This is a genomic window from Actinokineospora sp. UV203 (assembly GCF_056323665.1).
Window position 1 is genome coordinate 5,833,662 of the sequence record NZ_CM150484.1, and the last position, 18,811, is coordinate 5,852,472.

Here is an 18,811-nt window from a genome sequence, read left to right on the forward strand (position 1 = left end):
CACTTAAGGAGCGCCCCCTTGATCGACGAGACACTCCTCGACGCCGAGGAGAAGATGGAAAAGGCCGTGTCGGTGGCCAAGGAGGACATGAACTCCGTCCGCACCGGTCGCGCGACGCCGTCGATGTTCTCCCGCATCCACGTCGAGTACTACGGCTCCATGACCCCGCTCAACCAGCTGGCGAGCGTCGCGGTCCCGGAGGCGCGGATGGCGGTCGTCAAGCCGTACGACGCCACCCAGCTCAACGCCATCGAGAAGGCGATCCGGGACTCCGACCTGGGCGTCAACCCGAGCAACGACGGCAGCATCATCCGCATCGTCATCCCGCAGCTCTCCGAGGAGCGCCGCAAGGAGATGGTGAAGGTCGCCAAGACCAAGGGTGAGGACGCCAAGATCTCGATCCGCAGCGTCCGCCGCAAGGCCAAGGAAGAGCTCGACCGGTTGGTGAAGGACGGCGAGTCGGGTGAGGATGACGTGGTCCGCGCCGAGAAGGAACTGCAGAACCTGACCGACAAGTACGTCCACCAGGTCGAAGAGCTCGTCAAGCACAAGGAAGCCGAACTGCTCGAGGTCTGACCTCGAACAGCAGGCAAGGAGTACGCGGAGATGGTGGCCGGGCCCGTCGGGGAGCTGGAGCATGAATCTAGGGAGCACCCGGTGACAACCGGAAGCGCGGATCTGCCCGCGCCGAACGTCTCGCGCGCGGGCCGCAACCTGCCCGCGGCGATCGGCGTCGGCGTGGTGCTCGGTGGGGCTGTGCTGCTCGCCCTGCTCACGGCCCGGCATGTGTTCATCGGGATCGTGGCGATCGCGGTCGCCGTGGCGACGTGGGAACTCGTGGGCGCCCTCAAGCGCGGCGCGGGGATCGACGTGGCGCTGTGGCCGGTGCTGATCGGCGGTCAGGCGATGGTGTGGCTGTCGTGGCCACTCGGTCGCGACGGTCTGCTCACCGGGTTCGTGGTGACGATCCTGGCGTGTCTGCTGTGGCGGTTGCGCGGTGGTGTCGAGGGCTACCTGCGTGACGCGAGCGCGTCGGTCTTCACCGCGGCCTACGTGCCGCTGTTCGCCTCTTTCGCCGCGATGCTCGTGGTCCCCGCCGACGGTGCCGCCCGCGTGCTCTGCTTCATGATCCTCGTGGTCAGCTCCGACACCGGCGGGTACATCGCCGGTGTGCTGTTCGGCAAGCACCCGATGGCACCGGTGATCAGCCCGAAGAAGTCCTGGGAGGGCTTCTGCGGTTCGGTGGTCGCCGGTGTCGTCGCGGGTGCGCTCACCGTCCACTTCATGCTGGGCGGCGAGATCTGGCAGGGCGTGCTGTTCGGTGTCGCCATCGTCGCCACCGCCACCCTGGGCGACCTGGTGGAATCGGTGATCAAGCGCGACCTCGGCGTCAAGGACATGGGCACCCTGCTGCCGGGTCACGGCGGCCTGATGGACCGCATGGATTCGCTGCTGCCCTCGGCCGTGGTGTCCTGGTTGTTGCTTCGCCTATTCCTCCCCGCCTGATTCGTGCTTTCCTGGGTGGTATGGGGATGGTCGCGCGCGCTAGAGCACGGTTGATCACGTCGTTGCGTGCGGCGGAGATCGTGCCGAGCCCGAACATCTGGCACTGGCCCGAGGTCTACGAGACCGAGAACCGCGCCCAGGACGCCGAGGGCGCGCTGTGGCGACTCCTTGGCGACCTGTGCGACTGGTCCGGCGACATCCTGGACGTGGGCTGCGGCGACGGCTTCCACCTGCCGCGGTTCGCCTCGGCGGCCCGAGCGGTGCTCGGGGTCGAGCCGCACCTGCCGCTGGTCGAGCGGGCCCGCGCCCGGATCGCGAAGATGCCCGGGATCGCGGTGGCGCCCGGGTCGGCGCAGGATCTGCCGGTCGGCGACGCGACCTTCGACGTGGTGCACGCCAGAACGGCGTACTTCTTCGGCCCCGGCTGCGACCCGGGCCTGCGTGAAGCCGACCGCGTGCTGCGGCCCGGCGGCACGCTGGTGATCGTCGACCTCGACGCGGCGTGCCCGCCGTACGGCCGGTGGATGCGGGCTGACCTGCCCGATTACGACCCGGCGGAGGTCGACAAGTTCTTCGACCTCGTAGGGTTCACCCGCCACCGGGTCTCCACGGTGTGGCGCTTCGCCGACCGGGAGAGCATGGCAGCGGTCCTGCGGATCGAGTTCTCGGCGGCCGTGGCGACGCGCGCGCTCGCGGAGGTGCCGGGACTCGAGTTCACCGTGGGCTACCGGGTCTTGATCCGGCGCAAGCCCACCGGGCTCGTCTGTCCCGCCTCCCCGCAATTGTGACCCCTGGTCGCCTGATGTGGATTGCTGCGGATGCGTTGTAGCCGTGGTCGTCTGCCGTCACGGTCCCCTTAGGTAGCTGTTCCCGCCGGGTTTGCGGCGATCCGACCTACCGGGCCGCGTGCTCCATGCAGGCGACGGGGTCGGTGAAGACCGGTTCGAGGGCGGTGTGGGCGGCGCCGCGGGCGGGGCCGGTGAAGGCGAAGGCGGAGGTCCTGATCTCGCAGCCGCCCGCTTGGCCCGCGATGGCCCGCGCCTCCACAGCGCCGCGTACGTGGGTGAGGAGGTGGTCGCCGAAGTAGGAGAAGTAGCCGCCGAGGATCACCGCTCGGGGGCTGAGCACGTCGATCAGCATGCCCACGACGACGCCGAGGCCCTGCCCGACCGTCCCCAGTGCGGCCAGGACATCGGGTTCGCCGGCGTCGGCGCGGGTTCGCAGGCCGGTCATCAACTGGTCGAGGTCGCCCAAGGCGTGCGGTGGGTCGGCCACGGCGTCGAGGAACGCTGTCATCCCGATCGTGGCCTCGACGCACCCGCTGCGCCCGCACGGGCACACGAGGTCGGGGCGGCCCAGTGGCAGGTGGCCGATCTCGCCCGCGAAGCCCATGGCACCGCGCAGGATCTGTCCGTCGACCAGGATTCCGGCGCCCACGCCGAGTCCGCCGGTCACGTAGAGCAGGTCGTGGACGCCCTCGGTGCGGGCCACGGCGTATTCGGCGACCGCGCCGAGCCGGGCATCGTTGTCGATGCGTATCGGGGGGACGTCCGCGGTCAGCCGCTCGATCAGTCCGTCGACCAGAGGCACGTCCGACCAGCCGAGCGGGGCGGCGAAACGGATCACGCCGGTGTCGCGGTCCATCTGGCCCGGCGCGGCGATGGTGATGCCGAGGACCTGGCTGCCGGACGCGGCCAAGACCGTGAGGGCGTCGTCGATGAGTCCCGCGACGGCGTCGAGCACGGTGTCGGGGTCGGCTCGGTCGACGGCGATGGCGCGGTCGTGCAGGACGTCGTCGCGCAGGTCGAGTGCGACCGCGCGGGCGCCGGTGGCGGTGATCTCCACGCCCAGGCCGCAGATGGCCGTGCCGCGCAGTTCCACCGTCTGCCGGGGTCTGCCGACCGCACCGGCCCTCGTGGCGTCGGCCTGGTAGACCAAGTCGAGTTCGATCAGCTCGCTGACCAGCGTGGACACCGTCGCCTTGGGCAGCCCGAGATCCTCGGCGAGCTGGGTCTGGGACCGCGATCCGTGGGTGTTGAGCTCACGCAGCACCAAGCCCAGATTGGCCCGGCGGATGGCGGTCCGGCTGGCAGGCTCACCGGACCGGACAAGGGGAACCGGAACGTCCGCTCGTGTCATGCGCATCGTTTCGGTCCCCCTTGGTCGGTCCCACTACTTTCCTACACCCCGGTGACGTTCAGCTCGGCGACCGACGCCCAAGGCCCGCCCGCCTGCTCCGAGGTGGCGCGGAACTTGACGTACCGCCCCGATTTCGCCGTGAAGCAGGCATCCGACTCGGCCGTCGTGTTGGCGAACGTCCCGGTCTTCACCGCCGTGCCCCACGTCGTGCCGTCCGCGGAAACGTAGACCTCGTAGCCCGCGACCTTGCCGTTGACCCCGCTCTGCCTGGGCAGGTGGTGCAGGCACGACACCGAGTACGAGCGGCCGAGGTCGAGCACGATCTCGTGCGGGTACGCCGCGTCCGGGTCGACCTGCGACCACGCGGTGTGCCACATCGTGTCCGCCACGCCGTCGAGCACGTTGGCGGCGCCGCCGTTGGTCGCGGTGTCCGCACTGGACACCGACTCGACCGTGATCCCCGACTGCGGGATCCTCGACGCCGCCTTGTATCCGACGTTCAGCTCGGCCATCGCGGTCCACGGGTTCCCGCCGACCTCCGACAGCGCGCGCAGCCGCACGTGCCGGGCCTGCCGGGCGGTGAAGGTGACCGCCTGCTCCGTCGTGGTGTCCGGGAACGTGCCGGTCGCCGCCGCCGTGCCCCAGTTCACCCCGTCGGTCGAGGTGTACACCTCGTAGTTCGCGATCCGCCCGTTGCTCTGGGTCTGCCGCGGCAGGTAGTACACAGTGGACACGTTGTAGGTCGCGCCCAGGTCCACCCGGATCTCGTGCGGCATCGGGTCCGAACCGCCCGACCACTTGGTGTGCCAGATGGTGCTCGCGTTGCCGTCCAACACGTTCGCCGCGGCGCCGTTCTCGCCGGTGGTCTCCTGCGAGTCCACATAGGTCACCGACATCCCGGACTGCGGCACCCGCACCACATCGCCGCCGGAGCCGGGGCCGAGGTCGTCGACCACCAGGTCGTCGAGGATCAGGTCCGCTTCGTTGTTCGACCCTTCCGGTGTCAGCTTGCGGACACCGATCCAGGCGTTGGGGCCCGCGGTGAACGTCTTGCTGAACACCGTGGTGGTCCGCGCCTGGGCGAAGTTCGTGGAGCTGGTCTCCGAGGCGCCCGAGCCGGTGATGAAGGCGTACTCGTTGCCGAACCCGGCCTGGTAGTTCATGGTCACCTTGTACTGGCGCCCCTCGGTGAACCGCAGCGTCTGCGGCACCGTCTGGTAGATCAGCCGCTGCCGTTCCTCGTGCGACTTCAGCGAGTTGCCGCCGGTGATCACGTCGTCGACCAGCTTCCCGTTCCAGCCCGCCTGGGTGTACGGCGCGTTGCGCTGGGCGATATGGGTGCGCGGGTCGGTCTGCGAACCGCCGCCGACCACGAATGGGCCCCAGCCCGCGTCGACGTTCTCGAAGTCCTCGGCAAAATAGTGAGCGCCCACGGGCGTGCGCCCGGAACGGACCACGCGGACGTCGTCGAAGACCACGGTGCCCGAACCGGTCGCGGTCGAGAGCGCCAGCGTGGCGGTGGTCTGCCCGGCGGGGACGTCGAAGAGGACCTTCATCCGCTGCATCGTCGTGCCGTTCTTCTCGCTGCCGCCCGCGGCCTGGGTGACCCCGGACCAGTCGGCGTACACCGACGCGGCTGTCCCGCCGGTGGGAGTCACGCTCAGCGTGGCCTTGCGTCCCGCGGGAGTCGACACCCACACCGACGCCGAGTACGTGCCCGCGGTCAGCCCGGTGAGCTGCTGGGACACCGTCGGCGTGGAGTTCGCGCCGACGGTCAGCTCGTTCTGGCCGGACCCGTTGCGGCTGACCGAGGCGCCCGTCCCGGTGACCGACCACGCCGACAGGTTCCCGGCGTAGAAGCCCGGGTCCTTCACCGGCGTGCCCTGGCCCCAGTTCGCGTCGCCTTGGACCGGCGCCACGCCGTTGTGGACGACGTAGGCGGTGTTCGCGGCCGCGTTCAGCGAGACCTGCCCGCCGGTGACGGCCAGGTCGCCGACGAGCACGCGCCCGGCGTCGGTGAGCTGGTAGAGCTTCGGCGCGGTCCAACCCGCGGGCAGGGTCCATGTCGTGCTGCCGCCGGAACCGTTCCAGTGGTAGAGCTTGTTGTCACGGGGGAGGAGATAGGCGTTGCCGCGCAGCACTTCCCGGCCGTTGTCGCGGATGACCTTGGTGCCGCCGGCGTTGGTCACGCTGACGCCGTTGGCCAGCGTCACCGTGTCGGTGGTCCACTTGGTGATCGGTGCGTTCTGCAGGTACTTCGTCGGCAGGTTCACCCCGAAGGTGGTGCGCAGGAAGGCGTTGAAGTCCTTCTTGCCCTGCCAGCCTTCGTAGGACTCGAGTTCGGCGCCGCCGAGCAGCGGGTGCCGGACGATCCAGTCGTCGCGGGTGTGGTTGCCGATGAACCGCGCGAGCTGGGAGTTGATCCCCTTGTAGTCGCTGCCGCCGTAGTTCACGTCGGCCGACCAGTGCGTCCACACGGTGTTGTCGACCAGCTTGTCCGGGAACTCGGTCGCCATCTGCCAGCCCAGGCCGTTGATGTCGCGGGCCAGCTTGCGGGAGACGTAGCCGTCGCCGTACCAGACGTCGACGTAGAGGAAGTCCAGTCCGGGCACGGCCGCCTTGAGCTCGTTGAGCCGGGCCGGCCGGTCGCCGGACTGGCCGTCCTTGCGGGCGTCGACGACGTAGGACTGGTCGAGCCAGTCCCAGCCGTTGGCGCCGGTGTGCTTGGCGGGGTTGAACGTGCGCGACACGGGATATTCCTCGTGCGCGTTGACATGCACGCCGATGTCGGCGTTGAGGCCGTCGGCCGCCTCGGTCAGCGCGCGCAGCTCCGCCGCGCCGCCCATCTTCGGGCCGACGTAGCCGTAGTCCATGTGCGCTGAGTCGTGGCCTTCTGAACCGTAACCCTTGAGCAGCACGAACTGCCCGAGCCCGTCGGTGGCGCGGGCGACCCGTTTGGTCTCGTCGAGTGTCTGTGGGAACGGGTGCGTCGCCTGCGAGCCGAAGTTGAACGGGATGCGCTGCACCACGCGGTCCGCGGTGTGCTCCCAGCCCTGCGGCGCCGTCCAGATGTCGCGGGCGGCGACGGCCGCGTCCTGCCAGTCGACCACGCCGTCGCCGTTGCGGTCGCGAGTGATCGCGACCTTGGCGTAGGGCAGCGGCTCGGTGTCGGTCAGTGCCGCGCCCGCCGGCCGGTAGAGCCAGTCGCCGCTCCACAGCCCGGCCCGGCGGTAGCCCGTCTTCGCCACGACCTGCTTTTGCAGCCGCCCGCTCTCATTGGCGTTGGTGCCGGAAGGGTTGTCGTAGTAGGAGTTTGAGACAATCGCGGCACCGAGCGTCGCGGTGTTGGCCACGGCGAACATCGCCCCGGTCGGCGCGGTGTCGGCCGCGGTGGTCGAGGTGATGGCGGTGAACGTGTCGCCGGTGCCGGTGGTCGCGGTGTTCATCCGCGCGGTGGCGATCGACGCGCCGGTCTGGCTGCTGCGCACGGAGACCAAGTTGTGGCCCGGGATGGCCAGAGTGGACACCCGCAGGGAGGTGGTGTCGCTGATGCCGGTCACCGCGAACTGCACGACGGACCCGCTCACCGACAGCCGGGCGTCGATGGTGACGCCGGAGAACGAGAGCTTGTAGTCGACGCGGTCGGTCGCGACGGTCGAGGTGACGGTGGGGGTGTAGGTGGTGCCGTTGACCCGGATCTGGGTGAGCGGGTCCTCGTTGCCGTGCAGTACGGCGCTGCTCGCGAGGTCGGTGTAGCTGATCACGCGGGGGAAGCTGTCGTCGACGCTGACGGACAGGGCGGGCGAGGTGATGGTGACCGCCGCGCCCTCGGCTGCGGCGGTCACGACTGGGATGGCCAAGGTTCCGGCTATCAAGGCAAGCGTTAACGGGACTTGGGCACGCATGCGCACTCCTGCAGGGGTAGGAGAGTTAGTTCAGCTAGTGTTCTAACTCACTTTGCCTACGTCAAGAGGTGCGGTGCAAAAATGTGCTCGAATTTGGTCGATCAAGACCAACTTCGCGCAACAATTAGTCCAGGGAGCCTCGGAAGACGTCCGGCTTGCCCAGTTCGGGCTCGGCCACGAAGCGAACGGTGTCGCTGTCGCCGGGATGAAGGTCCAGCATCACGATCTCGTTGGCTCCCGCGGCCAGCACCGGCTTCGGCACGTAGAGCCGGGTCTGCGGGCCGCGGTCCCAGTAGCGCCCCAGGTTGAAGCCGTTGACCCACACCACGCCCTTGGCGAACCCGGGCAGGTCGACGAAGGTGTCCGCGGGCTCGTCCACCCGCAGCACACCGCGCCGGTACATCGGCCCGCCGCCTGGCTGTCCAAAGTGGATCTTGTCGATGTCGGCCAGGCGCAGGACCTCCCAGCCGGTCAGGGCGACACCGTCGACCAGCACGCCGCCGAGCAGGCCCTTGCGGTCGTGCAGGTGCGGGCCGTAGTTCACCCGGCCCTGGTTCTCCAGCAGGATCTCCAGCAGCGCGCCCCCCGCCGGCAGCGCCACGGTGTCGCGCTCGCCGTCGCGCTCCAGTACGTCGATCTCCACGCCGTCCACGAGTACCTGCGCGCGGTCGTGTACGACCGGCATCCGCAGGGTCGCCGCGCCCGCGGGCAGGCTCGCGCGGTAGACGGCGAACCCGTGTCCGATCCCGGCCTCCTCGACGGTCGGCGGCGCTTCGAACCGACCCACCGACACCAGGTTGCGCAGCACGGCGGCGGTCTCGGTCAGCCGCACGTCGCCGAACCCGGCCAGGCGCACGGCGGGCGGTTCCTCGGTGAGGGGTTCGCCCAGGTGCTTGGCGATCACATCGCGGAAGGCCTCGAACTTCGGCGTCGGCGTGCCCCACTCACTCAGCGGAGCGTCGTAGTCGTAGGAGGTGATGGTCGGCTCGAACCCGGCACCGTGGTTGGCGCCGTTGAGGTAGCCGAAGTTGGTGCCGCCGTGCCACATGTAGAAGTTCACCGACGCGCCCGCGCCCAGGATGTCGTCCAGGGTCGCCGCCGCGTCCAGCGGATCGCGCGCGTGGTGGCGCTCGCCCCAGTGGTCGAACCAGCCGCACCAGAACTCCATGCACATCAGCGGGCCCTCGGGCCGGTGCCCCCGGAACGCCTCGAACGCCTCCGCCGCGCGCGAGCCGAAGTTCACCGTGCCGAGCACGCCGTCGACCAGGCCATTGGCCAGCATGTGCTCCTCCGGGCCGTCGGAGGTGAACAGCGGCACGTCGACACCGCGGCGCAGCAGGCCATCCCGCAGGTGGGCGAGGTAGTCGGGGTCAGCGCCGTAGGAGCCGAACTCGTTCTCCACCTGCACCATCAGCGCGGGCCCGCCGCGCGTGGTCAGCATCGGCAGCAGCTTGGGGATCAGCACGTCGAACCACGCGTCGACCGCGTCAAGGAACGGCTGGTAGGAGCTGCGCAGCCGCATGTCCGGGTCGCACAGCAGCCACCAGGGCAGGCCGCCGAGTTCCCATTCCGCGCAGATGTAGGGACCAGGCCGCAGCAGCACGAAGAGCCCGGCTTCCTCGGCCAGCGCGACGAACCGCTCGACGTCGAGTCCGGCGGCGAAGTCGTGCCTGCCCGGTTCAGGTTCGTGCAGGTTCCAGGGCAGGTAAGTCTCGACCGTGTTCAGCCCCATCGCCCGCGCGGCGGCGAGGCGGTCGGCCCACTGGTCCGGGTGCACCCGGAAGTAGTGCAGGGCGCCGGAGACCAGTCGGATCGGTTCGTCGTCGAGCAGGAAGTCTTTGCTGCCGACGACGAACCGGGGCGAGTCGCTCATGGGTGTCCTAACTGGTCAGGCGGGCTGGGGGAGGATGACCGACCTGGTCAGGTTGCGGGGCTGGTCCGGGTCGAGCCCGTGGACTTCGGCGATCGCGGAGGCCAGCCGCTGGGTGAGGACCAGGTCGGCCATCGGGTCGAGGTTCGAGGTGACCAGGGTGCCGCCCGCGGCGGTGATCTCGTCGCCGAGTCCGGCGGGCAACTCGCCGATCATCCAGACGACGCGGCCGAGTTCGGTCACGCTGATCGGGCCGTGTCGGTATTCCATCGCCGGGTAGGACTCGCTCCAGGCCGCGGACTCCTCACGCAGCTTCAGCGCGGCCTCGTGCGCGAGTCCGACGGTCCAACCGCGGCCGAGGAAGGTGAACTGGCTCGCGTGCACGATGTCCTCAGGCAGCGCGACGGTGATCGCTTCGCGCAGGTCAGCGATGGCGGGCCCGAGGTCTTCGCCGAGACCGGCGCGCAGCAGGGCGAGGGTTGTGGTGGCGAACCTGGTCTGCACGAGCGCGCGCTCGTCGGCGAAGTCGAGCGCCACGAGGTCGTCGGCGAAGCGGGACACCGGCGAGTCCGGGTCGGCGGTGACCGCGACCGTCCGGGTGCGTGGCGGCAGGGCGCGCAGCAGGTCGACGACCTCGCTGGTGGCGCCCGAGCGGGTCAGCGCGATGACCGTGTCGTAGGTGCGGGCCTCCGGGAACTCCGACGCCGCGAACGCGTCGGTCCGGCCGTGTCCGCGCTGTTCGCGCAGGGCCGCGTAGGACTCCGCGATGAACCGTGAGGTGCCGCAGCCGACCACGGCGACGCGCTCCCCGGACTGCGGCAGCACGCGGGCCAGGTCGGCGGCCAGGTCGACCGCCCGGTCCCAGCACTCGGGCTGGCTGGCGATCTCGCTGGTGATGAAGGACATGGCGACCCTCCGTCCGGACCGGGTGAACTGGCGACAGCGTACACAAAGCTGTTTGCGACTGTTGACTTATGAATGGAACTCCATAGAATTTCGCATGTTCTTGCACACTCCCACCTTTGGAGCCCTCATGGCCGGCGTTTCGTACCGCGGTGTCACGCGCCGCTATCCCGGCGTGGAGCGCCCCGCCCTCGCGGAACTCGACCTGAAGATCGAACAAGGGGAGCTGCTCGTCCTCGTCGGACCGTCCGGCTGCGGCAAGTCGACCACCCTGCGGATGCTCGCCGGGCTGGAGCCGGTCGACGACGGCGAGATCTGGATCGGCGACCGCGACGTCACCTCGCTGCCGCCCAAGGACCGCGACATCGCCATGGTGTTCCAGAGCTACGCGCTCTACCCGCACATGACCGTGGCCGAGAACATCGGCTTCCACCTGCGCATCACCAAGGTGGAGAAGGCCGAGCGGGAACGCCGGGTGCTGGAGGCGGCCAAACTGCTCGACCTGGAGAAGTACCTGGACCGCAAGCCCGCCAAGCTCTCCGGCGGCCAGCGCCAGCGGGTCGCGATGGGCCGCGCGATCGTGCGCAGGCCGCGGGTCTTCCTGATGGACGAGCCGCTGTCGAACCTCGACGCCAAGCTGCGCGTGCAGACCCGCACCCAGATCGCCACACTGCAGCGGCGCCTCGACGTCACCACCCTCTACGTCACCCACGACCAGGTCGAGGCGATGACGATGGGCGACCGGGTCGCGGTGCTCAAGGATGGGGAGCTGCAGCAGTGCGATACCCCGATCGCCCTGTTCTCCCGGCCCGCCAACCTGTTCGTCGCCGGCTTCATCGGCTCGCCCGCGATGAACCTGCTCTCGGCCACCGTGGACGGTCGCGACGCGGTGTTCGGCGGGCAGCGCGTGCCGCTGACCCGTGCCCAGCTCAACGACCTGACCGGCCCTGATGTGGTCGTCGGCGTGCGTCCGGAGAACTGGCGCGTCGGCGCCGAGGGTTCGCGGGGGATGGCGGTGACCATCGAGGTCGTGGAGGAGCTCGGCAGCGACGGATTCCTCTACTGCCGCCCGGATGGCGCCCCCGACCACGAGCCGATCGCGGTGCGGACCGAAGGCATGTCCCGGGCGATGCGTGGAGAGCGGATCACTCTCGTCCCCGATGTCGAGCGGCTGCACGTGTTCGACGCCGCGACCGGGTTGCGGCTCGACGGAGAGTGAGCTGATCCCGGCGGGTGCGGTCGAGGAAGACGCACCCGCCGGGACCGCGCGGTCAGCGTGCTGCGAGAACCTCTAGCAGTCGCGCCGCTTCTTTGCTCACCGCGGCACGGCCCGCGGCGACGTACTTCCGACTGTCCACAGTGGTCGTGTTCTCGGCCAGGTAGGCACGCACGGCCTCGGTGAAGACCTTGCTCAGCTGGGTCGCGATGTTGACCTTCGTCATCCCCGAGCGCACGGCCTGCGCCAGGTCCGGGTCGGCGACACCGGACGAACCGTGCAGCACCAGCGGCACCGGCACCGCCGCCCGCAGGGCCGCGATGAGGGCGAAGTCCAGAGACGCGTCCCGGGTCAGCATCGCGTGCGACGACCCGACGGCGACCGCCAGCGCGTCGACCCCGGTCGCCTCGACGAACTCGACCGCCTCGCCCGGATTCGTCCGGACCCCGGGCGCGTGCACCCCGTCCTTGCCGCCGACCTCGCCCAGTTCGGCCTCCAGCCACACACCGTTGCGGTGGCAGTGTTCGGCAATCTCCTTGGTGCGCGCCACGTTCTCCGCGTAGTCCAAAGTGGAGCCGTCGTACATGACCGACGAGAAGCCCAGCCGGACCGCCTCGTGGACCAGGTCCACCGACTCCGCGTGGTCGAGGTGCACGGCCACCGGCACCTCCGCCGACCGCGCCACCGCGAGGGTCGCGACGGCGATCGGCTCCAGCGCGCCGTGGTAGCGCACGCAGTTCTCGCTGATCTGCAGGATCACCGGCGCGCCCGCCGCGGCCGCGCCTTCGACCAGCGCCTCGGCGTGCTCCAGGTGGATCACGTTGAACGCGCCCACCCCGCGGCCCGCAGCCCGGGCGGGCCCCACGATCTGGTCAGTTCCGACTAGCGGCATCGAGTTCCTCCACGTTCACCCCGGCACGCAGCTCGTCGCGCGTGCCCTCGTCGATGTCTCCCGCGAGGGGCGCGGCGACCGCCGCCGCGGACCACGCCACCGCCTCGCGAATCAAGTCCGGCCAAGGGTTTCCGGCCACCAGGCCCGCGGCGAGCGCTGCGACGCCCGCGTCACCGGCGCCGGTCGGGTTGCCGCTGATCCGCCTGCCGGGTCGGGCCCGCCAGCAGCCGTCGGCGGTGACCGCGACCATCCCGTCGGCGCCGAGCGAGGCCACCACCGCGCCCGCGCCCGCCCGCCGCAGCGCCCGGGCGGCCGCCACCGGGTCGGATTCACCGGTGGCCTCGAACAACTCGACGGCGTTCGGTTTGACCACGTCCGCGCCCGCGGCGATGCCCGCCAGCAGCGCGTCGCCGCTGGTGTCGAGGATGGCGCGGCAGCCGTGCTCGTGGGCGATGCCGACCAGGTCGGCGTACGCGTCGAAACCCAATCCGGGCGGCAGGCTGCCCGAGAGCACCACCAGTCGCGCGCCGGCGAGCAGTCCGGCGAGGTGGACACGGAAACCGGCCCACTCGGCGGCGGTGACCGTCTCGCCCGGCTCGTTGAAGACGGTGGCGTCGCCGTCCGCGACCACGGTCACGGTGCGCCGAGACTCCGCGGCGACCTCGAACGGGTGGAACTCGACGTGTGCGGCGGCCAGGTCGCGGTCCAGCAGGCCGCCGGTCGGGCCGCCCACCAACCCGGTCGCGATCACCGGGATCCCTTGGCGGGCAAGCACTCGGGCGACGTTGATGCCCTTGCCGCCGGCCCGACTGTGGACCGACGTCACCCGGTGGCTGCCGTTGGGCAGCAGCGCGGGCACCACATAGGTGACGTCGAGGGCGGTGTTCGGGGTGACGGTGACGATCACCGGACCCACCTCCCCTTCGCCAGCACTCGGCGCACCGCCAGTCGGGCGTCGAGCACCACCAGGTCCGCGTCCATCCCGGGCGCGAGCGTGCCGACCCGGTCGAGCCCGAGCACCGCCGCCGGGGTGGCGCTGGCGGCGCGCACGGCGTCGGCCAGCGGGATGCCGGAGTCGACCGCGTTGCGCACGGCGGCGTCCATGGTCAGGGTGCTGCCCGCGAGGGACCCTCCGTTGGCCAGCCGGGCCACGCCCGACTCGACCCGGACGTCGAGCCCGGAGAGCCGGACCTCGCCGTCGCCCATGCCGGTCGCCGAGATCGCGTCCGTGATCAGCGCGCTGGACTTCTTGGTGCGCAGCACATGCGCGACCAGATCGGGGTGCAGGTGGACGCCGTCGTTGATCAGCTCGACGGTCACCCGGTCGTCGTCGAGCAGTGCGAGCACGGGACCGGGATCGCGGTGGCCCATCGCGGGCATGCCGTTGAACAGGTGCGTGGCGAGCCGGGCGCCCGCGTCGATCGCGGTCCGGGTCCGCGCGAGGTCCGCGCCCGTGTGCCCGATCGCCGCCACGACACCACGTGCGGTGAGCAGCGCGACCGCGGCGATCGCCCCGGGCCGCTCGGGGGCGATCGTGACCACCCGGACAGTGCCCGCACCCGCGTCGAGGAGGGCCTCGATCAGGTCGGGATCGGGATCGCGCAACAGCGTCGGATCGTGGGCGCCGCAGTGGGAGGAGGCCAGGAACGGGCCTTCCAAGTGGATTCCCGCGATCACCCCGGCGCGCGCGAGCGGGACCAGCCCGGCCGTCGCGGCGACCAGTTCGTCGATCGGCGCGGTCACCAGGCTGGCCAGGATCGTGGTCGTGCCGTGGCCGAGGTGGAAGTCGCGGGCGGCCGTGGCTTGGGCCGGGTCCTGGAAGGACGCGCCGCCGCCGCCGTGGACGTGCAAGTCGACGAACCCCGGCACCACGGGGTCGCCGCCGAGTTCGATGGTGTCGCCCGGGGGCGGCGGTCCGTCGCCGAGCGCTTCCACGCGCCCCTCCCGGACCGCGATCCACCCGCGGTCCAGCCAACCGGTGGCGGTGAGGATCCGCCCGCCGCTCAGCACTTCGGTCGTCATTCACCGCTCCGGGTCTTGATGTGGTCCAGGGCGAGCAGTGCGGCGCCGAGGCAGGCCGCCTGGTCGCCGAGCGCGGCCGCGACCACCGTGGGCACGCGCTGGAAGGTCAGCCGCGCGCCGAGTCGCTCGCGCAGCGGGTCGAACAGGTCCTGGCCCGCGCCGGAGAGGCCGCCGCCGATGACGACGACTTCCGGCGCCAGCACGGTCACCACTGTCGCCAAGGCGTCGGCGAGAGCGTCGATGCCTTGGTTCCAGACCCGCGCGGCGACCACGTCCCCGGCGCGCATCCGGTCGAGGACCGCCAGCGCGGTGGACACGTCTTCGCCGGTCAGGGCGCTGTAGCGGCGGGCGAGCGCGCTCGCCGACCCGACCGTCTCCAGGCAGCCGCGGCCCCCGCAGGGACACGGCTCGCCATCCGGTTCGACGACCAGGTGGCCGATCTCCCCGGCGTAGCCGCCCGCGACCACCATCCGGCCGTCGGCGATGAACGCCGCGGAGACGCCGGTGCCGACGGGCACGAAGGCGACGTCCTGGTAGCCCCTCGCGGCCCCGAGCCGCCACTCGGCCAGCGCCCCCGCGCGCACGTCGTGGCCGATGGCGGTGGGCTTGCCGGTGCGGTCGGCGAGCTGGGAAAGGTCCAAATCGCGCCAGCCCAGGTTCACCGAGAACCGGGCGATTCGCTCCGTCTCGTCGACCAGTCCGGGAAACACCACACCCGCGGCCGCGATTGGGGCGTCGGCCAGCTGATCCAGCTCCGTGAGCACCTTGGCGACCGCGTCGAGCACGGCGTCGGCGCCGTACGGGGTCGGGCGGCGCAGGGTGTGGCGGACCCGCAGGTCGCTGTCGACCAGCGCCGCCTTGATGGTTGTGCCGCCGATGTCGACGGCGGCGACCAGGCTCACCGGGATGACGCTAGCCGCATCGGCGGTCAATGGCCTGTGGCGGCGAGGATCACCGACCGGGTGAGGTTGCGCGGGTTGTCCGGGTCGAGCCCCTTGCGCGCGGCGATGGCGAGCGCGAGCCGGTGCGCGAGCACCAGCTGCGCCATCGGGTCGAGGTCGTCGGTGACGAAGGTGGCGCCGGTCGCCGCGACGTCCTCGGGCAGGCCTTCGGGGGCCGGGCCGAACACCCACGTCAGCCTGCCGGGCTCGGCGATGCTGACCGGACCATGCCGGTACTCCATGGCCGGGTACGACTCGGTCCACACCTGCGCGGCCTCACGCAGCTTGAGCGCGGCCTCGTGCGCCAGGCCGATGGTCCAGCCCTGGCCGAGGAAGGTGACCTGGTCGGCGGCGGGCAGGTCGCCCAGCGGCCGGGTGAGCGCTTCGCGCGCGTCGGCGACGGCCTTGGTCAGGTCCTCGCCGAGGGAGGCGCGCAGCAGCGCGAGCACCGACGTCGCGGACCGGGTCTGCACGACCGAGCGCTCATCGATGAACGGCAGTTCGATCGTGTGGTCGGCGACCGTCGTGACCGGGGAACCCTCGGTCGCGGTGATCGCGACCGTCTTCGTGCGGCCGCGCAGGGTCTCCAGCAGGGTCAGCACCTCGGTGGTGGTGCCCGAGCGGGTGATCACGATGACCCGGTCGTAGTCCGTGCGGCCGACCGGGAACTCCGAGGCGGCGAACGCGTCGGTGGTGCCGTGGCCCGCGCCCTCGCGCAGCGAGGCATAGGCCATCGCCACGAACCAGGACGTTCCACATCCGGTCACGGCCACCCGCTCGCCTTCGCGCGGCAGCACCGCCTGGTGCTCCGCGACGGCGTCCGCGGCACGGATCCAGCACTCCGGCTGGCTGCTGGTTTCCTCGGCGGAAGCGGACAGTCCCACGTGACCTCCTCTGATTGACTGTTGAGTGCGTGCTCGATCCTACACAAAACATGCGCGTTTCAAACAGTTTTGCGCATGTTTGTGCAGTGATGAGAACCTAGCCTCCGTGGGGCTCCTGCGGAATCATGCGCGGGTCCGCTCGATACCGAACAGGATGGATCGCGAACCCCTCGCGACCTACGGAGGTGGACATGGACCGGCATGAGCGGCTGAGCGCGATGCTCGAGTTGCTAGGCCAGCGCGGCCGGGTCGAGATCGAGGATCTGGCGGCCGGGCTGACCGTCTCCGCGGCGACCATTCGGCGCGACCTCGACCACCTCGCCGAGCAGCAGCTGCTCACCCGGACGCGGGGTGGCGCCGTGGTCAACAACGTGAGCTACGAACTGCCGCTGCGCTACAAGTCGGGTAGGCGCGCGCCGGAGAAGTCCAAGATCGCGCTTTGTGCCGCCGCGCTGGTCGGGCAGGGCGACGTGGTCGGACTCAACGGCGGCACGACCACCACGGAGGTCGCGCGCGCCCTCGCCACCCGCGGTGATCTCGCGCGGACGACCGACGGCCGGACCCTGACCGTGGTGACCAACGCGCTCAACATCGCCAACGAACTCGCGGTCCGGCAGAACATCAAGCTCGTCGTCACCGGGGGAGTGGCGCGTCCGCAGTCCTTCGAGCTGACCGGGCCGCTCGCCACCCGCGTGCTCGGCGACATCGGACTGGACATCCTGTTCCTCGGCGTCGACGCCTTCGACCCGGACAGTGGGGCCTACGCCCACCATGAGGGTGAGGCCAGCATCAACGCGTTGATGGTCCAGCGGGCGAGCAAGGTCGTGGTGGTCGCCGACAGCTCGAAGCTCGGCAGGCACGCGTTCACCCGGATCTGCCCGCTGTCGGGGATAAACGCGCTGGTCACGGACTCAGGAGCGCCTTCGGATGTGATCGCGGCCTTCCGTTCGGCGGGCGTCTCGGTGTACCAGGTCTGACCCTTGCGGGGGATTGCGCAATCCTGTCCGGACCCGAGGAATGGTCTACATCCAAGGTCCTGGGCGTATTCGTGTCGCGGTGAAGCGACCGTGACCTGGATGTTGCGCGAAACTGTTGACTCGATGTTCGATTACGCTCAGAATCCTCCAATATCTAACAAGTTCACGCGCCCAGCGTCGCCGATCGCCCCGGAGGTCCCCCGTGTTCCCAGATGTGTCCAAGCGGTTCGCGGCACTGGCCGCCGCCGCGTCGGTCGCCCTCGGCGTCACCGCGTGCGCGGGATCGCCTGACTCCGACAACGCCCCCCTCTCCTCCGGCCCCGTCACGGTGGAGTTCTGGGGCTGGGCGCCCGGCTACCAGGAAGCCGCCGACCTCTTCAACTCCACGCACACCGACGTGAAGGTCAAGTTCAACAAGACGCCGTCCGGCGCCAAGGGCGGCTACCAGCAGATGCTCAACGCGGTGAAGGGCGGCTCCGCGCCGTGCCTGGCCCAGGTCGGCCTGGAGACCCTGCCGACTTTCGTCGTCGAGGGCGCCCTGGCCGACGTCGGCACGCACGCCGCGGGCGACGGCGGCAAGTTCGTCGACTGGACGTGGAACCAGGTGCAGGTGGGCAAGGCCGTCTTCGCCGCCCCGGTCGACACCGGCCCGATGGTGCTCTACTACCGCAAGGACGTCTTCGAGAAGTTCGGCGTCGCGGTCCCGACCACCTGGGACGAGTACGAGCAGGCCGCCAAGAAGATCCACGCCGCCGACCCGAGCTACTTCATCACCTCGTTCGACAGCGCCGACCTCTACACCTTCGCCGGCTACGCCTGGCAGAACGGCGCCGAGTGGTTCGGCACCCAGGGCGAGAGCTGGAAGGTCGACGTCGGGGGCGGCGACACCGTCAAGGTCGCCGAGTACTGGCAGCGGCTGCTGGCCGAGAAGCTGGTCAAGCCGGAGCCCGGCTTCGACAAGGAGTGGAACGCCGACGTCAACAGCGGCAAGGTCGCCAGCTACGTCGGCGCCTCCTGGGCGTCCGCGCTGATCAAGGACAACGCCCCCGACGGCAAGGGCAAGTGGGGCGTGGCCCCGATGCCGCAGTGGACCGCGGGCGAGAAGAAGGCGGGCAACGCGGGTGGTTCGTCCACCGCGGTGCTCAAGGGCTGCAAGGACCCCAAGCAGGCGTGGGACTTCGCAGTGTGGATGAGCACCGACCCGGCCGCCTACAAGATCCTGATCGAGAAGGCGGGCCTGTACCCGGCGGCCAAGTCGCTGCTCGACCTTCCCGAGCTGAACGCCCCGTCGGAGTACTTCGCCGGCCAGAACCTCGGCGCCGCCTTCAAGGAAGCAGCGAACAACACCGACACCGGCTGGCGCTGGGGCCCGACGATGACCCAGGTCAGCACCGACTTCGGCGACGCCGCGGGCAAGGCGGTCACCGGCACGGGCACCCTGCCTGACGCGCTGAAGACGGTGCAGGACAAGACCGTCGGCGCGATCAAGCAGAAGGGCCTCTCGGTCGCGGGCGGGTGATCCCGCGCCGCCCGGACGGCCTGCCCGATGCGGGGAC

Annotated in this window: 15 protein-coding genes; 6 read left to right on the forward strand and 9 right to left on the reverse strand. The window is 70.4% G+C overall.

Annotated elements, in window-relative coordinates; genetic code table 11:
• Window positions 1-18 precede the first annotated feature (18 nt).
• The 3 genes from frr to ACUZ2Y_RS28015 all read left to right on the forward strand — a co-directional run bounded on the left by frr (window position 19) and on the right by ACUZ2Y_RS28015 (window position 2,294).
• On the forward strand, window positions 19-576 hold the full coding sequence (frr, locus tag ACUZ2Y_RS28005; protein WP_187223802.1) for a ribosome recycling factor: 558 nt from the start codon (window positions 19-21) through the stop codon (window positions 574-576).
• Window positions 577-657: 81 nt separating this feature from the next.
• Window positions 658-1,506 carry a phosphatidate cytidylyltransferase gene (locus ACUZ2Y_RS28010; protein ID WP_476324475.1) on the forward strand — a complete coding sequence of 283 codons (849 nt, stop codon included), beginning with the start codon at window positions 658-660 and terminating at the stop codon, window positions 1,504-1,506.
• A 20-nt stretch (window positions 1,507-1,526) separates the two neighbouring features.
• Window positions 1,527-2,294, forward strand: a complete 768-nt coding sequence (locus ACUZ2Y_RS28015; RefSeq protein WP_476324477.1) for a class I SAM-dependent methyltransferase — start codon at window positions 1,527-1,529, stop codon at window positions 2,292-2,294.
• Between the two features lie 106 nt (window positions 2,295-2,400).
• Here ACUZ2Y_RS28015 and ACUZ2Y_RS28020 read toward each other — a convergent pair whose 3' ends face one another.
• From ACUZ2Y_RS28020 to ACUZ2Y_RS28035, 4 genes are all read right to left on the reverse strand, one after another.
• Window positions 2,401-3,651, reverse strand: coding sequence for an ROK family transcriptional regulator (locus ACUZ2Y_RS28020; RefSeq protein ID WP_476324479.1), 1,251 nt, complete (start codon window positions 3,649-3,651; stop codon window positions 2,401-2,403).
• A 35-nt stretch (window positions 3,652-3,686) separates the two neighbouring features.
• The gene (locus ACUZ2Y_RS28025) at window positions 3,687-7,490 is read right to left on the reverse strand and encodes an endo-alpha-N-acetylgalactosaminidase family protein (protein WP_476324481.1); all 3,804 of its coding nucleotides are present in this window, start codon (window positions 7,488-7,490) and stop codon (window positions 3,687-3,689) included.
• 184 nt (window positions 7,491-7,674) lie between these two features.
• A complete protein-coding gene (locus tag ACUZ2Y_RS28030; RefSeq protein ID WP_476324483.1) occupies window positions 7,675-9,423 on the reverse strand; it encodes a glycoside hydrolase family 35 protein in 1,749 nt (582 codons plus the stop codon).
• Between the two features lie 15 nt (window positions 9,424-9,438).
• Window positions 9,439-10,326 (reverse strand): SIS domain-containing protein, encoded by an 888-nt coding sequence (locus tag ACUZ2Y_RS28035; protein ID WP_476324485.1) that lies wholly within the window; start codon window positions 10,324-10,326, stop codon window positions 9,439-9,441.
• Between the two features lie 127 nt (window positions 10,327-10,453).
• Here ACUZ2Y_RS28035 and ACUZ2Y_RS28040 point away from each other — a divergent pair, with 127 nt between their 5' ends.
• Window positions 10,454-11,542 carry an ABC transporter ATP-binding protein gene (locus tag ACUZ2Y_RS28040; protein WP_476324487.1) on the forward strand — a complete coding sequence of 363 codons (1,089 nt, stop codon included), beginning with the start codon at window positions 10,454-10,456 and terminating at the stop codon, window positions 11,540-11,542.
• A 52-nt stretch (window positions 11,543-11,594) separates the two neighbouring features.
• Here ACUZ2Y_RS28040 and ACUZ2Y_RS28045 read toward each other — a convergent pair whose 3' ends face one another.
• The 5 genes from ACUZ2Y_RS28045 to ACUZ2Y_RS28065 are packed head-to-tail and all read right to left on the reverse strand — an operon-like array spanning window position 11,595 to window position 16,272.
• Complete coding sequence (locus ACUZ2Y_RS28045) at window positions 11,595-12,431, reverse strand: class II fructose-bisphosphate aldolase (protein ID WP_476324489.1); 837 nt, start codon at window positions 12,429-12,431, stop codon at window positions 11,595-11,597.
• A complete protein-coding gene (locus ACUZ2Y_RS28050) occupies window positions 12,412-13,338 on the reverse strand; it encodes a 1-phosphofructokinase family hexose kinase (protein WP_476324491.1) in 927 nt (308 codons plus the stop codon). The genes ACUZ2Y_RS28045 and ACUZ2Y_RS28050 overlap by 20 nt, the downstream gene beginning before the upstream one ends.
• On the reverse strand, window positions 13,335-14,453 hold the full coding sequence (gene nagA, locus ACUZ2Y_RS28055; RefSeq protein ID WP_476324493.1) for an N-acetylglucosamine-6-phosphate deacetylase: 1,119 nt from the start codon (window positions 14,451-14,453) through the stop codon (window positions 13,335-13,337). The genes ACUZ2Y_RS28050 and nagA overlap by 4 nt, the downstream gene beginning before the upstream one ends.
• Window positions 14,450-15,355: an ROK family protein gene (locus ACUZ2Y_RS28060; RefSeq protein WP_476324495.1), complete on the reverse strand. Its 906-nt coding sequence runs from the start codon at window positions 15,353-15,355 to the stop codon at window positions 14,450-14,452. The genes nagA and ACUZ2Y_RS28060 overlap by 4 nt, the downstream gene beginning before the upstream one ends.
• 26 nt (window positions 15,356-15,381) lie before the next feature.
• On the reverse strand, window positions 15,382-16,272 hold the full coding sequence (locus ACUZ2Y_RS28065) for an SIS domain-containing protein (RefSeq protein ID WP_476332110.1): 891 nt from the start codon (window positions 16,270-16,272) through the stop codon (window positions 15,382-15,384).
• 197 nt (window positions 16,273-16,469) lie between these two features.
• On the opposite strand from ACUZ2Y_RS28065, the gene ACUZ2Y_RS28070 reads away from it, so the two are divergent.
• Window positions 16,470-17,255, forward strand: coding sequence for a DeoR/GlpR family DNA-binding transcription regulator (locus tag ACUZ2Y_RS28070; protein ID WP_476324497.1), 786 nt, complete (start codon window positions 16,470-16,472; stop codon window positions 17,253-17,255).
• Between the two features lie 202 nt (window positions 17,256-17,457).
• Window positions 17,458-18,774: an ABC transporter substrate-binding protein gene (locus ACUZ2Y_RS28075; RefSeq protein WP_476324499.1), complete on the forward strand. Its 1,317-nt coding sequence runs from the start codon at window positions 17,458-17,460 to the stop codon at window positions 18,772-18,774.
• The last annotated feature ends 37 nt before the right edge of the window (window positions 18,775-18,811 follow it).